General features: G+C 69.3%; 14 protein-coding genes. 7 read left to right on the plus strand and 7 right to left on the minus strand.

The window, feature by feature from the left end:
- The first annotated feature begins 77 nt into the window (after positions 1-77).
- From mutL to NJQ44_RS03785, 5 genes are all read left to right on the plus strand, one after another.
- Complete coding sequence (gene mutL / locus NJQ44_RS03765) at positions 78-2,174, plus strand: DNA mismatch repair endonuclease MutL (protein ID WP_254273345.1); 2,097 nt, start codon at positions 78-80, stop codon at positions 2,172-2,174.
- A gap of 60 nt (positions 2,175-2,234) precedes the next feature.
- Positions 2,235-3,182 carry a PfkB family carbohydrate kinase gene (locus NJQ44_RS03770; protein ID WP_254273346.1) on the plus strand — a complete coding sequence of 316 codons (948 nt, stop codon included), beginning with the start codon at positions 2,235-2,237 and terminating at the stop codon, positions 3,180-3,182.
- 72 nt (positions 3,183-3,254) lie between these two features.
- Complete coding sequence (locus tag NJQ44_RS03775; RefSeq protein WP_254273347.1) at positions 3,255-4,511, plus strand: carboxypeptidase-like regulatory domain-containing protein; 1,257 nt, start codon at positions 3,255-3,257, stop codon at positions 4,509-4,511.
- A gap of 38 nt (positions 4,512-4,549) precedes the next feature.
- The gene (ygfZ, locus tag NJQ44_RS03780) at positions 4,550-5,632 is read left to right on the plus strand and encodes a CAF17-like 4Fe-4S cluster assembly/insertion protein YgfZ (protein ID WP_254273348.1); all 1,083 of its coding nucleotides are present in this window, start codon (positions 4,550-4,552) and stop codon (positions 5,630-5,632) included.
- Positions 5,633-5,687: 55 nt separating this feature from the next.
- Positions 5,688-6,722 (plus strand): sensor histidine kinase, encoded by a 1,035-nt coding sequence (locus NJQ44_RS03785; protein WP_254273349.1) that lies wholly within the window; start codon positions 5,688-5,690, stop codon positions 6,720-6,722.
- A 33-nt stretch (positions 6,723-6,755) separates the two neighbouring features.
- On the opposite strand, the gene NJQ44_RS03790 is transcribed toward NJQ44_RS03785, so the two are convergent.
- Both NJQ44_RS03790 and NJQ44_RS03795 read right to left on the minus strand, forming a co-directional pair.
- Positions 6,756-8,417 carry a histidine kinase N-terminal 7TM domain-containing protein gene (locus NJQ44_RS03790; RefSeq protein WP_254273350.1) on the minus strand — a complete coding sequence of 554 codons (1,662 nt, stop codon included), beginning with the start codon at positions 8,415-8,417 and terminating at the stop codon, positions 6,756-6,758.
- A gap of 72 nt (positions 8,418-8,489) precedes the next feature.
- Positions 8,490-8,717 carry a DUF7860 family protein gene (locus NJQ44_RS03795; protein WP_254273351.1) on the minus strand — a complete coding sequence of 76 codons (228 nt, stop codon included), beginning with the start codon at positions 8,715-8,717 and terminating at the stop codon, positions 8,490-8,492.
- 83 nt (positions 8,718-8,800) lie between these two features.
- Here NJQ44_RS03795 and NJQ44_RS03800 point away from each other — a divergent pair, with 83 nt between their 5' ends.
- The gene (locus NJQ44_RS03800; protein WP_254273352.1) at positions 8,801-9,052 is read left to right on the plus strand and encodes a DUF8151 family protein; all 252 of its coding nucleotides are present in this window, start codon (positions 8,801-8,803) and stop codon (positions 9,050-9,052) included.
- 1 nt (position 9,053) lies between these two features.
- Here NJQ44_RS03800 and NJQ44_RS03805 read toward each other — a convergent pair whose 3' ends face one another.
- Both NJQ44_RS03805 and NJQ44_RS03810 read right to left on the minus strand, forming a co-directional pair.
- Entirely contained in the window at positions 9,054-10,136 is a 1,083-nt protein-coding gene (locus NJQ44_RS03805; RefSeq protein ID WP_254273353.1) for a geranylgeranyl reductase family protein, read from the minus strand.
- A gap of 49 nt (positions 10,137-10,185) precedes the next feature.
- Positions 10,186-10,638 carry a DUF5518 domain-containing protein gene (locus NJQ44_RS03810; protein WP_254273354.1) on the minus strand — a complete coding sequence of 151 codons (453 nt, stop codon included), beginning with the start codon at positions 10,636-10,638 and terminating at the stop codon, positions 10,186-10,188.
- A gap of 114 nt (positions 10,639-10,752) precedes the next feature.
- Here NJQ44_RS03810 and NJQ44_RS03815 point away from each other — a divergent pair, with 114 nt between their 5' ends.
- Positions 10,753-11,139: a hypothetical protein gene (locus tag NJQ44_RS03815; RefSeq protein WP_254273355.1), complete on the plus strand. Its 387-nt coding sequence runs from the start codon at positions 10,753-10,755 to the stop codon at positions 11,137-11,139.
- Positions 11,140-11,220: 81 nt separating this feature from the next.
- On the opposite strand, the gene NJQ44_RS03820 is transcribed toward NJQ44_RS03815, so the two are convergent.
- The 3 genes from NJQ44_RS03820 to NJQ44_RS03830 all read right to left on the minus strand — a co-directional run bounded on the left by NJQ44_RS03820 (position 11,221) and on the right by NJQ44_RS03830 (position 15,306).
- The gene (locus NJQ44_RS03820; protein ID WP_254273356.1) at positions 11,221-12,270 is read right to left on the minus strand and encodes a zinc-binding dehydrogenase; all 1,050 of its coding nucleotides are present in this window, start codon (positions 12,268-12,270) and stop codon (positions 11,221-11,223) included.
- Positions 12,271-12,401: 131 nt separating this feature from the next.
- Entirely contained in the window at positions 12,402-13,370 is a 969-nt protein-coding gene (locus tag NJQ44_RS03825) for a WD40/YVTN/BNR-like repeat-containing protein (RefSeq protein ID WP_254273357.1), read from the minus strand.
- A 43-nt stretch (positions 13,371-13,413) separates the two neighbouring features.
- On the minus strand, positions 13,414-15,306 hold the full coding sequence (locus NJQ44_RS03830) for a S9 family peptidase (protein WP_254273358.1): 1,893 nt from the start codon (positions 15,304-15,306) through the stop codon (positions 13,414-13,416).
- Between the last annotated feature and the right edge of the window lie 38 nt (positions 15,307-15,344).

The following is a 15,344-nucleotide window of genomic DNA, read 5'->3' on the forward strand; positions in this document are numbered from 1 at the left end:
GTTAACTATTTGCACGGTCGCGTGGACAGTCTCAAGTCGCCCCGTCCACTACCGCCAACGACTATGCGGGGGACGCCATGACGGACATCCAGCAACTCGACGAGCGCACCGTCGAGCGCATCGCGGCGGGCGAAGTCGTCGAGCGACCGGCCTCGGTCGTGAAGGAACTCGTCGAGAACGCCATCGACGCCGACGCGAACCGCGTCTCGGTGGCCGTCGAGAGCGGCGGCCGCGAGGGGATTCGCGTCACCGACGACGGCGTCGGGATGGACCGCGAGTCGGTCGAACGCGCCGTCGAGCAACACACCACCTCGAAGATTCGGGACATCGACGATTTAGAGGGTGGCGTCGGGACCCTCGGATTCCGCGGCGAGGCCCTCCACGCCATCGGGGCCGTCTCGCGACTGACGGTCACGACACGACCGCGAGGGGGCGACGTGGGCACGGAACTCGTCGTCGAGGGCGGCGAGGTCACCAGCGTGGGTCCTGCCGGATGTCCCGAGGGGACCACCATCGAAGTCGACGACCTGTTCTACAACGTCCCCGCCCGCCGGAAGTACCTGAAACAGGACTCGACGGAGTTCGCCCACGTCAACACCATCGCGACGAGTTACGCGCTGGCGAACCCCGACGTGGCCGTCTCGCTCTCGCACGACGGCCGCGAGACGTTCGCGACGACGGGGCAGGGCGACCTGCGGGGGACGGTCATGTCCGTCTACGGCCGGGAGGTGGCACAATCCATGATCGCGGTCCGCGCGGGCGTTAGCCCCGGGGACCGGTGGAGCGGGGAGCGAAGCGACCTGCGGAACGACGGGGAGGACCTGCCCGACGGCCCGCTATCGGGCGTCTCCGGCCTCGTCTCGCACCCCGAGACGACCCGCGCCGGGCGGGAGTACCTCTCGACGTACGTCAACGGCCGGTACGTCCGCGCGAAGACGGCCCACGACGCCGTCATCGACGCCTACGGGACCCAAATCGCGCCGGACCGCTACCCCTTCGCGGTCCTGTTCTTGGAGATGCCCGCGGGCGACGTGGACGTGAACGTTCACCCCCGGAAGATGGAGGTTCGATTCGCCGACGCCGACGGGGTGCGCGAGCAGGTTCGGACCGCCGTCGAGGATGCCCTCCTGCGGGAGGGACTGCTCCGCTCGTCGGCCCCGCGCGGGCGGTCACAGCCCGAACAGACGGAGATTTCGCCGTCGCGGGGCGGTGCGGACGCGGCACATGGTAGCAACGACGGTACGGCGTCGTCGAGTGACGACCGCGCGACGGCCGCCACGGCTACCGACCGGGCGGACGCGTCCCGGCCCGTGACAGAGAGCGAGACGCCGTCGCCGGACGACACCACCGCTTCGGGTCGAACCGGGAGCGAGTGGACCGCGAGCGACGGCGCGGCGACGACCGAGGGGGCGGCCGACACGGACGACCGTGGCCCGAGCGAACGCGACGGGGAGACGCCCGCGCCCGACACGGATTCGACAGCGCCGGACCGAAAGTTCTCTGGCGGTCACGAACAGGCCCGCTTGGGCGAGGACGGCGAGACGCCGACGACCAGCCACGACCGCCTCCCGTCGATGCGCGTCCTCGGACAGTTACACGAGACGTACGTCGTCGCGGAGACGGCCGACGGCCTCGTCCTCGTCGACCAACACGCCGCGGACGAACGAGTGAACTACGAGCGGTTGCAGGCCGAGTTCGCGGGCGAGACGACGACCCAAGCGCTCGCGGACCCGGTCGAACTGGAACTCACTGCCCGGGAAGCCGCCGTCTTCGAGGCTCGGAGCGACGCGCTGGCGAGTCTCGGTTTCCACACTGCCCGGACGGGCGAGCGAACCGTCGAGGTCCGGACCCTGCCGGGCGTCATCGCCGACGCCGCCGGTCCCGACATCGTCCGAGACGTTCTCGCCGCGTTCGTCGAGGGCGAGAGCGAGGCCGCGAGTACCGTCGAGGAGGCGGCCGACGAACTGCTCGGTGACCTCGCGTGCTACCCTTCCGTGACGGGCAACACCTCGCTGACCGAAGGGTCCGTGCGGGACCTGCTCGCGGCGCTGGACGACTGCGAGAACCCCTACGCCTGCCCGCACGGTCGACCGACGGTCATCGAAATCGACCGCACGGAACTCGAAGACCGGTTCGAGCGGGACTATCCCGGCCACGGCGGCCGACGGGACTGAGGGGAAAATGTCGACGAGAGAGCCGGTTGAACTAAATCGTAGTCTCCCGATGGGTGGCGTATGTCGCTGGTGACCTTCGGTGAGACGGCCCTCCGATTCTCGCCGCCGGACGGACAACGCTTCGAGACCGCCCGAAACGTCGGCCTCCGCGCGGACGGCGCGGCCAGTACCGTCGCGGCCACGGCGAGTCGCCTGGGCGGCGATGCCGTCTGGTTCTCGAAACTCCCCGACACGCCGCTGGGTCGGCGCGTCGTCGCCGAACTCCACGAACACGGACTCGAAACGGACGTGGTCTGGGCGGACCCCGAGGACGGCCGACAAGGGCTGACCTTCCACGAGGCGGCCGCCGCGCCACGCGAAGACCGACTGCTTCAGGACCGCGGCGACACGGCGATGGGGACGCTGCGGCCCGGCGAACTCCCGATGGGACAGATTCAGGAGGCCGACGTGGTGTTTACCGCCGGGTCGACGGCGGCACTCTCGGAGACGGCGGCGGACACGACGGGCGCGTTGCTCCGGGCGGCCGGAGGTATCCGGGCGCTGGACCTCGATTTCCACCCCGGCCTCTGGAGCGCCGAGGAGGCCCACGACACCCTCTCGGACCTCTTCGACGCCGTCGACCTCCTCTTTGCCAACGAGGAGCAGGCGAAGGCCGTCTTCGACCGGACGGGGCGGCCCCGCGAACTCGTCCACACCATCGCCGCCGACTACGACTTCTCCCGGGTCGTCCTCACCCGGAGCGAACACGGCGTCGTCGCCTATCACGACAACGTCCTCCACGAACAGGACGCCATCGAGACGGGCCCGCCGGTCGACGACGCCCGACAGCACGACGTGTTGGTCGGCGCTGTCCTCCAGCAACTCATCGACGGCGCGCCGACCGACGAGGCGCTGGCGCACGGGAGCGCCGCGGCGGCGCTGGCCCGGACCATGCCGGGCCCGCTGACGCCTATCGAACCGGCGGAAGTCGAGCGACTGGTCGCGGCGAACACCGACCGGGGACGCTGACCGCCGCGAAGGCGTCCCTTTTCGCGAATAAGCCGAACATACTGTTACTCGCTCGACGCCTTTACGATCACTATGGCCCGGTCACGGTTGTCGATAGCCCTCTGTGTCGTCGCGCTCACGGGAACGCTCGCGCTCGCCTTCACCGGCGGCGCGGCCGCCCAGCAAGAACAGACGACGCTCACCGTCACCGTCGTCGACCAGAACGGTGACCCGGTCGGGGACGTGGACCTCTCGGCGACGTGGGACGGCGGCGAGGGCGGCCCGGTCAACGAGACGACGCGCTCGAACGGGCAGGCCCTCGTCGACGTGCCCGAGGGCGCGGACGTAACCATCCGCGTCACCGACGACGAGTACATCCGAAATCAGCCGTTCACCGTCGAGAACGCCTCCGCCCGCACCGTCGAAATCGACGTGGCACGCATCGCGAGAGCACGCATTACCGTCCGTGACACGGCCGGTGAGGCTGTCTCGGACGCCCGCGTTCAACTGTACAGCGACGGCCGATTCATCACGGACCAGCGAACGCGCGAGAACGGAACGGTCAGAACGCCCGAAATCGAGAGCGGCGAGTACCGACTCGTCGTCTCGAAAGACGGCTTCTTCCGCAACCGGACGCAGGTGACTATCCGGAACGGTGCGACGCCGACGGCCACGCTCGAAGAGGGGTCGGCGCTCGTCACGGTCACGGTCACGGACGACCACTTCGAAGAGCCACAGGCGGTCCGGAACGCCTCGGTCACCGTCTCGGGCGCCGGAACGGTCCAGACCCTCTCGAACGGGCAGGCGACCATCAGCGTCCCGGTCAACGACGACTACGACCTCAGGGTGACGAAAGACGAGTACGAGACGGCCGACCGCCGTCTCGTCGTCCGCGAGGACAACCGCTCCATCGACGTGACCATCCGGCGGACGCCGTCGCTCTCGCTCGTCCCGGACAATCAGCGGGTCGTCGTCGGTGAGACGGTCCGTCTCCGACTGACCGACGAGTACGGCGATACCGTCGGGAACGTCAACGTCACGCAGGACGGCGCAGTCGTCGGCACGACCGACGAATCCGGGATGGCCGTCGTGCCGGTCGAGTCCGCTGGGAACGTGACCTTCGAAGCGGCGAGCGACGGTCTCTCGACGACGGCTACCGTCGAGGGCGTCGAACCGGCCGCCGAGGAGACGCCGACCGAGACGGCGACGCCGACGGCCACTGCCACCGCGAGTCCGACCGCGACGCCGACGGCGACCACGACGACCGGCGGCGGCGGGCCGGGCTTTACCACGGTGACGGTCCTGCTGGCGGTGGCGGCGCTCGCGTTGCTGGCGCTCCGGCGTCGGTAACGGGACGCTTTTGGGCGCGAGGCCCCCACCGGTGAGCAATGACTGTTCTCGAAGGCGTCCACGACGCCCACGGCGCGACGTTTCGGGAGGTCGGCGGCCGCCGAGTCGTCGAGGACTACGGTCGGCACGAACGGACCCACCGCGCGGTGCGCAACGTCGTCGGCGTCTGCGAGTTCGGCTACGGCGTCCTCGTCGTCACCGGCGAGGACCGCGTCGAGTACGTCGACAACGCCGTCTCCAACGACGTGCCCGCGGCCGACGGCCAGGGCTGTTACGCCCTCTTGCTCGACCCGCAGGGTCGCGTCGAGACGGACATGTACGTCTACAACGCCGGCGAGCGCCTGCTGGTGTTCACGCCGCCCCAAGAAGCCGAACCGCTGGCCGAGGAGTGGCAGGCGAAGACGTTCATTCAGGACGTGACGATTCGGGTGGCGACCGACGACTTCGCCACCTTCGGCGTCCACGGCCCGAAAGCGACCGAGAAGATAGCGAGCGTCCTCCATCAGGCCGCCTCGCCCGAGGCGCCGCTGTCGTTCAATCGCGGCGAACTCGGCGACGTGGGCGTCTCCGTCATCCGGACGGACAACCTCGGGGGCGAGGAGAGCTACGACGTGGTGTGTGCGGCCGCCGACGCCGAACGCGTCTTCGATACGCTGGTCAACCGCGGCCTGAACGCCGTCCCCTTCGGCTACCGGACGTGGGAGGCGCTGACGCTCGAAGCGGGGTCGCCGCTGTTCGACACCGAAATCGAGGGGGCGCTCCCGAACGACCTCGGCCTGCGCAACGCCGTCGACTTCGAGAAGGGGTGTTTCGTCGGCCAAGAGGTCGTCTCGCGCATCGAGAACCGCGGTCACCCTCGGAGACGACTCGTGGGCCTGACCGTCGACGCCCTGCCCGAGGCGGGCGCGGCCGTCGTCGCCGGTGACGAACACGTCGGCGAGGTGACCCGCGCCGTCGACAGTCCGATGCGAGACGCCCCTATCGCGATGGCCGCTGTCGACTGGGACCTGTCGGAGGCCGCGCTAGCGGTGCGAATCGACGGCGACGACGTGGCGGCCGAGCGGACGGCGCTCCCGTTCGTCGAGGGGTCCGCCCGGTCGGCCCGCCTCCCGAAGTACTGACCGCCGATTGTCAGGTACGTCAACGTTTAACACGGTTGAGCGGGCATCTCAGCGTATGGGTGAGTCCAGCGGCCGCGTCACGCCCTTCGAGACTATCGTGGAGGCCGCGGGTGACCCGATGTACACGCTCGACGCGGCGGGGCGCTTCGACTACGTCAACGACGCCCTCGTCCAGCAGGTGACCTACTCGCGGGCGGACATCCTCGGTGACCCAGTCGCCCGCTTGCTCACCGACCGCGCCGTCCGACGGTGCTACGACGCAATCGACTCGCTGCACGCGGGCGACGCCGACGCCGAGACCATCGAGATTCAGGTGACGCCCGGCGACGGCACCCGACGCAACGCCGAGGTCACCATCGCGCTCCTTCCGACCGAATCGGGCGACGGGGGCGGCGACGACGGCTATCGCGGGACCGTCGGTATCGTCCGGGACATCACCGACGTTCGCCGGAGCGAACAGCAACTCGCCGTCCTCGAACGCATCCTCCGGCACAACCTCCGAAACGAACTGACTGTCATCGCGGGTCGCGCGGACCATCTCCAACAGGAACTCGACGACGAGGCGCTGGCCGAACACGCCGCCGACGCCCTCGCGGCCGCCGAGCGAATCCGCTCGCTCTCCGAGGGCGTCCGCGACCTCCACGAATCCGTTCGCCCGGAGGAATCGCTGTCGACCCACGACCTCGTGGCCGTCGTCGAACGGGCCGTCGAGACGCGAGTGGGAACGCAACCCGAGACGACAGTGCGAGTCGACTGCCCGGACAGCGCCGTGATACTCGCGACGGACGCGGTGGCGCTCGCCGTCAGCGAACTCCTCCAGAACGCGGTCGACCACGGCCGCCCGCCCGTGACGATTTCGGTGGCTGACGGCGACGACGGCGTCACGCTCCGCATCGCCGACGAAGGCCCGGGTATCCCGACGAGCGAACGCGAGGCGGTCCTCACGAAGACCGAGACGCCGCTGGCACACGGGAGCGGACTGGGCCTGTGGCTCGTGACGTGGGTGCTCGACAGTTGCGGCGGCGACCTCTCGTTCGAGACCCCGGCCGACGGCGGGACCGTCGCAATCGCGCGGTTCCGGACACCGTGACCGCCCCGGCGATTCGACGAGTCCGTCAGGTCGCTATCGGAGTCCAACCATCTCGAAGCGAGCGCCGCCGCCGCTCGCCCCGGTGACGCGCAGGTCCCAGCCGTGGGCGGCGACTATCGAGTGGACTATCTGCAGGCCGTAGCCCGTCCCGTGTTCGGCCGTGGTGTAGCCGGATTCGAGCACCGACTCGCGCTCGGCCTCGGGGATACCCGGGCCGGTGTCTTCGACGAAGAAACCGTCGGCGAGGGGACCGACCCGGACGGCCACGTCCGGCCCGCCGTGTTCGACGGCGTTGCGAAACAGGTTCTCGAAGACGTGCCGGAGCATCGTCCGGTCGGCCTGTACCGTCATCCCGGTGTCGGCCGACAGCGTCGCCGACGCGGTGTCGACGTTCGCCCACGTCTCGGCCGCCAGTTCGTCCAGCGGGACGGCCGCCGTCGCGTCTATCTGTTCGCCCTGTTTCGCCAACTGGAGCAGGTCCTCGATTATCTCGGCCATCCGCTCGTGTGCGGTGGCGACCCGGTCGAGCGCCTCGCGGTCGACATCGCCGTCGCCCTCCGCCTGTGCCAACTCCAGGAACCCCTGTGCGACGGTCAACGGGTTCCGGAGGTCGTGGGACACCGTCGACGCGAAGGCGTTCAGTCGCTCCGCCTGCCGTTCGAGTTTCCGCTGCCGCCGTTGCTGTTCGGTCACGTCCCGGAGTACGACGACCCACCCGACCCGCGGCCCTCCGCGGCGCAGTTCCTCGACGCGGACGCTGACGTACCTCGTCGGCCCCCCGTCCCGGCCGACTTCGAAGACCCCCTCGGACGTTATCTCGGGGTCGAACGCCGCGACGAGCGCCGTCATCGGTTCGCCGATGTCCGTCCCGGCGTCGTCGAGAACGTCCTGCCCGCTCGGGTTCGCGTGGACGATTCGGCCCGCTTCGTCGAGGACGAACATCCCGTCGGGGGAGTACTTCATCGCCGTCGTGTACGCGAGCGGCGGGTAGTCGAACAGCCGGTATCTGAACACGACGAACCCGAACGCGAGCGCGGCGACCGACCCGGAAGTCGGCACGAGGTTCACGCCCGAATCGAACGGGGGAACCGAACTACCGTTGAGGAACACAAAGACGATGGGGACCGTCGCTCCGAACGCCATCCACGCCGCCTGCGGAAGGTACGACCGGCCGACGCGGGCCGCTTCGTACGCGACGACGCCGAGCGCACCGAACGTGAGGACGGTACTGTAGGCGACGAACAGCAGGAATCCGGGGCCGTCCTCGACCCGGAGGGTCACGAGGGCACCCGTCGCGACGTCGACGCCGCCTATGATGACTCCGTCGGGATTCAAGAACAGGAGACAGACGAAGGCGAGCGGCGCGGCCCACACGAGCGCGACCACCTCGGCGCGGAGCCATCGACGCCGGTCGGTGTACGCGAGGGCGAACAGGAAAAAGAGCGGGGGCAGTGCCGCCGCGCCGACGTGCAGGAGCCGATAGAACAGCAGTTTCGTGCTCGGGTCAGTGTGGAGGAGCTTGAGCGCCGAGAAGCCGGTCCAGACCGCCACTGCGAGAGTGATGCCGAGAAACAGCACTGCCGTTGCGTCGGCGGTCCGGTCCGAGATGAGGCGGGCGGTGTAGCCCGCGAGCGCGAGAGCGACGACCGTCGCAAAGAGCGTCGGGCCGGCGTAGACGGTGAACTGCCACGACACTCGGTAACATCGACTCCGCCCGAACAAAACGATGTCTGTTCTGACGGGGCCACTACCCGCCGTCTGCCGCCGTCACTCGACCAGGGGCAGGACGATACCGAAGACGAGGGGCGAGAACAGGCCCAGCAGGATGCCGAGCGCTTCCATATCGGTCAGCAGCATGTCGGTCCACCCGGGCACCGGTCCGAGGACGGTGTGGGCGGCGAGTTCGCCGAGTGCGCCCAGCGCGAACAGGCCGACACCGAGGAGGAAGCCGCGCTTCGCGAGTGTTCCGTGGTCCATGTTTCGGTATTGTGCCATACTCCCCGAGTCGCCGTCGCCGAACTAACGCGTTGCGCTTTCTGACAAAAGGGCTATAACGCCGGTTCACATACGCTCGGGCGATGAACGGAGTCCTCACGGAATCGCTGGGCGAACTGTTCGCGCTTGCCGTCTCGGCCCTTCTGGCGGGCGTGCTGACCGTCGTCGGCGTGCTCACCGAGAGCGCCGGGATGGCGAACCTGCAAGCGGGACAGTCGGTGTTCGGCCTCTGGGAACTGTGGATGGGCGCGATACTGCTGTACGCGGGGCTGTACATGCTCGGCTACAAGCGAGTGTGGACCGGCCTGCGCCAGTCGGCCGCGGCGACGAACTGAGTTACGACCGCGAGAGCAACGCCTTCAGTTGTTCCCGCGAGAACAGCGTCGTCGGACGGTCCATATGGACGCCGATTTCGCCCTCGAAGGCCCTCATCCCGAGTTTCTGGACGGCCTTCGGCACGGAGTAGCCCGCCCGAACGGCGTGGCCGAGACGTATCTCCTGCCGTAAGTCGTCGCGCCACGCGCGCTCGTAGTCGCCGAGCGTGGCGGGGTCGTCGGGGTCGATTTCGCGGGCCGCGTGGTCGGCGGCGGTCATCCCGTAGAGGATGCCGCCGCCGGTGAACGGCTTGGTCTGGGCGGCGGCGTCGCCGACGAGGAACGACCGGCGACCCGTGACGCGTCTGGGCGGGCCGACGGGGATGAGGCCCGAACAGCGCCGGGTCACGTCGGCACCGTAGCCCTCGACGAATCCCTCGAACCGCCCGCGGGCGTCGTCGCCCGGCGGCACGGCCAGTCCGTACTCGACGCCCGCCTCGCCGCGAGGGATGCGCCACGCGAAGAAGCGCGGGACGGTGAGGTGCACGTCGACGAAGTCGCCGTGGTCGGCCGTCTCGTCGAACCCGAGGACGCCGTGGAGCAGTTCGTCGGGTTCGGGAAGCCCGAGTTCGCGGCGGACGCGGCTCTTTGGCCCGTCGCACCCGGCGACCATCTTCGCTCGGTGAGTCTCGACGCCGTCGGGGCCGCGGGCCTCGACGGTGACGCCATCCCGGCCCTCCTCGACACCGACGACGGTGTGTTCCTCTCGCACGTCCGCGCCCGCCTCGCGGGCCAACCCGGCGAGGTGGCGGTCCAGTCCTACCCGGTCGATGACGTTCGAGATGACCTCGTCCTTGTAGAAGGGGTGGGCGTCGCTGCCCGGGCCGCCGGTGTGAAAGCGCGCGCCGGACACTTCGTTCTGGAGGAGTTCGCCGCGGGCGTCCTCGGTGTACTCCCAGATGTCGGTGCTGACGTGGCCCGAACAGGCCAGCGGTTCGCCGACTGTCCCCTGTTCGAAGGCGACGACGTCGAGCCCCTGCTGGGCCGCGCGGCGTGCGTACCGCGACCCGGCGGGACCGGCACCGACGACGACGACATCGTGCATATCCGTCCTGTCGGCGCCGCGAAACAAGTACTTTCTCGATTCGCCCGCCTCAGCTACCGACGCTCGGCCGCCGACGGCCGCCGGTCCGCTCGGCGACCCAACCGCCGATTCGGCCGCCCGCCCATCCGGCGAGCACCGAGATACCAGCACCGAGGGCGAGGAACACGACCCCGAAGAGGACGACTCCGAGAAAGCCGACCACGCGGAACCACGCCGGGCCGCCCAGTCCGGCGGCCGCGAACGCGAGCACGTCGTACAGTATCAACACGACCGGGAGCGCGCCGACGAGGCCGGTTCGAGCGCCGACGGGACTGCTCTCCAACCCGCGGCGCTTCGCGAGGTAGCCCGTGAGGAGCGCGGCAAAGAACGCTGCGGACAGCGACATCTCGTCGCCGGTCTGCCAGTAACTCACGACGGTGAACGGGATAGAGACGAGGCCGCCCAGCAGGGCGTACCGCCACGTCGGACTCAGTTCGCGGGGGAGGGGACCAGTTCGGGACACGGTCGAATCGTCGCAGTCCCGACACATAAGTTTCACTTCGCTGACGACGGAAGCGCCGACCGCGCCGGTGCTGGCGTTCCGTCCGTATTTGTTGATTCGCTCCCTCCCGACTGTATGGCCGACTATCAGCCCGGCGTCTGCAACATCGGGGCGACGCAGCGACGCGCCCGACGGCTCTCCGGTATCGGGTCGTTCGGCATCGCGGCGGCAATCGTACTGGCAGTTGTTCTGTCGGTACTCCCGCGGAGCGCGCTGTGGGCCACCGCGCCGTTCGTCTTCGGTGGCTGGGTCGGCGTCCTCCAGGATTACTTCCGCTTCTGCGTGGCGTTCGGGGCGTTGGCCCGCTACGACCTCGGCGGGTCGGGCGGCGGTGTGGGCTCCGTGGACGACCCGGCGGCGGTCAGCGCCGACCGCAAGCGCGCGCTGAAGATTCTCGCGGCCGCCGCCGTCGGGACGGCCGTCACCACCGGTGCGGTAGTCGCGCTCGGGTCGCTGTTCTAGCCGCCGCTTCCGGCGGGTCTCGGGCGTCGGTCTGCCACCGATGCGAGGGCGGGAGGGCGTGGCCGTCCTGCCCGACCGGCCCTACAGTTCACTGTCCGGGACGACGACGACTTTCCCGAACCCCTCGCGTTCCTCGATGATTTCGTGTGCGCGCTGGATGTCGCTCATCGGTAGGGTCTTCCGGATTCGGGGCTCGAACGCCCCTTCCCAAACGAGTTCGAGGACGTCGTCGACTTCGCCGGGCGTGCCCATCGTCGAGCCGTGGACCTCCAGTTGGTTCCAGAAGATGCTGTTGAGGTCCGTCTCGGGGTTGCGCCCCGTCGTGGCACCGCACGTGACGACGGTGCCGCCCTTCGCGAGGCTCCCCAGCGAGTCCTGCCACGTCGCCTTGCCGATGTGGTCGACCACGACGTCGACGCCGCGCCCGCCGGTCGCGTCGGCGATGGCGTCGGCGAAGTTCTCCTCGTCGTAGTTGATGGTGTGGTCCGCGCCGACGTCGGCGGCGTAGGCCAGTTTCTCCTCGGTGCTGGCCGTCGCGTACACCTCCGCACCGAGGTAGTCGGCAATCTGGACGGCGGCGTGGCCGACTCCGCCGCTGGCACCGAGAACGAGGATGGACTCCCCCGGTTGGAGGTCCGCTCGGGTGACGAGCATCCGCCAGGCCGTCTGGAAGACCAGCGGTGCCGCGGCCGCCGTCTCCCAGTCGACGCCCTCGGGCACGGGGACGAGGTTCTCGGCGGGGACCGCCGCCTGTTCGCTGTGGACGCCGCGGACGTGTTCGCCGATAATCTGGAAGTCGGTACACAGCGTCGGGTCGCCGTCGCGGCAGAACTCGCAGTGCCCGCAGGAGAGGCCCGCCGAGACGGCGACGCGGTCGCCCGGTTCGAAGCGTTCGACGTCGGTACCGACGTCGTCGACGACGCCAGCGGCGTCACTGCCGGGGATGTGTGGCATCTCCAACTCGAGGCGTTCGAGCGCGCCGAGTCCCATCCGCGTGAACACGTCGAGGTGGTTCAGGGCACCGGCTTTCACGTCGACGAGCACCTCGTCGCGCTCGATTTCCGGGTCGTCGAACTCGCCGTATTCGAGGACGTCTCTGCGACCGTGGTCCGAGAACTGGACGGCTTTCATATCGAGTGTGCGAGGGGACGTGCGAAAAAGGTTAGCCGCCCCCACACTCGATGGGTCGTCACGCGGCGGACATCGTACGCCAGTCCGGCGGTGTCGTCGACCTGTCGACCGAAAGCCGACGGAGGTGACCGTCAGACGACCGCCAGTCCCCGTGGCACCTGGTCGTAGGCGTCGGTCCACGGCCCGACACCGTCCCACGTCTCGCCCGTGGGCGACCGGAACAGGCCGCGGTTCGTCAGCGCACAGAGCGCGCCGTCGGGGTCGGGCGCGAGCACCGCCCGCGCGAGGCCGTCGGGTGCGGGCAGGCCGTCCATCGCCGCCGTCCAGTTCTCTCCCGTCCACCGGTAGACGTAGCTCTCGCCGCTCGTCGAGTGGGCCGAGCGCGGTCCGCTGGCCGCCGAGACGACGATTCGCTCGGGGTCGTCGGGATGGACTGCGAGGCCCCAGACGTATCGATGTTCGAGTCCGTCTTGTGGGTACGTCCACGTCGTCCCGCGGTCCGCTGACTGCGCGTACCCGTCGCCCGCCGCGGTGTAGACGCGGTCCGGCGCGTCGGGATGGACCGCGAGCGTGTGATTGTCTCGGCGGCCGCCGGTCGGGTGGTCCACCCACGTCTCGCCGCCGTCGCGACTCCGGACCAACGCGCCCGCCTCGATGGCGACGTACAACCCCTCGGGGTCGTCGGGGTGAACCGCCAGCCACCGGACGTGGTGGGTGTGGGGCCGCGGCGGGAACGACCACCGCGAGGCCGAGTCGAGGTCTGTCAGCCCTTCACGCTCGGTCCAGGACTCCCCGCCGTCGGTCGACCGATAGACGGCGCTGGGTTCGGTCCCGGCCCACACCACGTTCGGGTCGTGCGGGCTGACCGTGACGCTCGTCACGCGGTCGCCTGCCGACAGCACCTGCCCCCACGTCTCGCCGCCGTCGACGGTCCGCTGGAGGCCCGCGTCGACGGTGCCGACGAACGCCCGGTCGGGGGCACGCGGGTCGGCGGCGACGCATTCGAGCGTGTGGTCCCGCAGGCGCTCGCTCCACTGCCACTCTCGCTCCTCGTCGCCGACCAGCAGGCGGTCCGACAGCGCGGCGTAGACTGTGTGCATGACTGACAGTACGACGGCGAGAGGGAAAACTGTCGCCTCGCCCTCAGTCGTCGGCCGCGACGGCCGCCGTCCCGAGTCGCCGCGAGAGGAAGTCGTCCAGCAGGCCGAACAGCCGAATCTTCTGGTCGATGTCCGAGGAGGCGTGGCCCTCCGCGCCGAGTTCCTCGTACTCGTAGTCCGCTTCGGGACCCTCGGTGTACCCGAAGTCGTCCAGCGCGTCGCGGAACAGGCGCGCCTGCGAGACGGGGACGCGGCGGTCGTTGACCCCGTGGAGCATGAACAGCGGGGCCGCGAGATTCTCGACGTACTCGATGGGCGAGCGCTCCCGATAGAGGTCGGGGTTCTCTGCGGGCGTCCCGATGTTCTTCTCCATCAGTTCCGTGCGGTAGTGGGGCATCGTGTTCTCGTACTGGTCTTCGAGGTCGGTCAGCCCTATCCACGCCACCCCGGCGTCGTAGAGGGCGGGGTACTGGATCATCTGCCAGTACGCCGAGTAGCCGCCGTAGGAGCCACCGAAGACGGCCACGCGCTCGTCGTCGACCCACTCGCGGGTGTCGAGGACGTGTTCGGCGGCCGTCGCCACGTCGCCCTGTTCGGCCCCGCCCCAGTCGTCGTACAGTTGCTGGACGAACGCGTGGCCGCGCCCGGTCGACCCGCGGTAGTTCACCTGCAACACCGAGAAGCCCCGCTGGACGAGGAACTGCGTGTAGAGGTCGAACGACTTCGTGTCCATCGCCCGCGGCCCGCCGTGGGGGTTGACGACGAGCGGCGACGGCCGCTCGCCCGAGTCGTACAGCAACGCGCCGATGTCGAGCGTCTCGTAGGGGTCGTGGACGACGGCTTCTTGGGCCGTCTCGGGGACGCCGTCGGACTCGACGGTGAAGTACTCGGCGTCGGCGAAGTCCGCGGGCGAGAACGGGCCGTACGCCGCCTCGTGGAGCGTCTCCGTCTCGTCGGCCGCGAGGTCGTAGGCCAGCAAGTCGGGCCGCCGCGTCGGCGTCGTGTGGGTGAGCAGGAGTCGGTCTCCGGTCAGTTCGGCGTCGCCAGCGAGCGATGCCACGCCCTCGGGGAGGGCGAGTTCGCGCGACTCGCCGGTTTCGAGGTCGTAGACGACCGGCACCTTGGCCGCCTCGCGGGTCCGGGTCACGACGATGCCCTCGCCGTCGGGCGTGAAGCCGTGGGGGTCCTCCTCGAAGTCGCTCTCGTACCACGTCACCGCGTCGGTTTCGAGGTCGTAGACCCCGCTGCGAGTCAGGTCGGTGCTGTTGTCCGAGACGAGCAAGCGCTCGCCGTCCGGTCCCCAGTCGACGGGCAGGTTCTCCGCGCCCGTCTCGCCCACGTCGAGGACGCGAGGGTCCGAGCCGTCTGTCGTGGCCCGTGGCGCCACGTACACGTCCACGTTCTCGAAATCGTCGGCCTCGTTGGTGGCGTAGGCCATGCGCTCGCCGTCGGGCGACAGCAGACCGGTCCACACCGCCCGCTCGTAGTCGGTCCGCTTGGTCGTCTCGCCGCTCGCGAGGTCGTGGGTGTAGAGGTTCATCTGCCCGTCGCGGGTCGACCCGAGCAACAGCGTCTCGCCGTCTTCGCCCACGTCCATGAGATGGACCTGTCCGGGCATCTCGACGACGGGTTCGACCGTCCCGTCGCGGTCGATGGCGTACACGTCGTTCTGCTCGTCGCCGTCGTCGTCCAGATGGAAGAACACGCGCTCGCCGTCGGCGCTCCACTCGACGTGCCAGCGGGCGTTCCGTGGGACCTCGCCGTCGCTCCACTGCTCGGTCTCGCCCGTCTCGACGTTCAGGACGTGGAGTTCGTTGCGGCCGCTACCGTCGTGGTAGAAGGCGACTTCCCGGCCGTCCGGGGAGGCGGTCGGGTGGGCCAGCGTCGGTAGCCCGGCCAGCGATTCGAGTACGTCGTCCGTCTCGGGGTCGGCCATGTCTGCCTGTATAATCAGCCAATTGGTTTAGAGTTTTC

It is taken from the genome of Haloarcula marina (assembly GCF_024218775.1).
GTDB classification, from domain to species: domain Archaea; phylum Halobacteriota; class Halobacteria; order Halobacteriales; family Haloarculaceae; genus Haloarcula; species Haloarcula marina.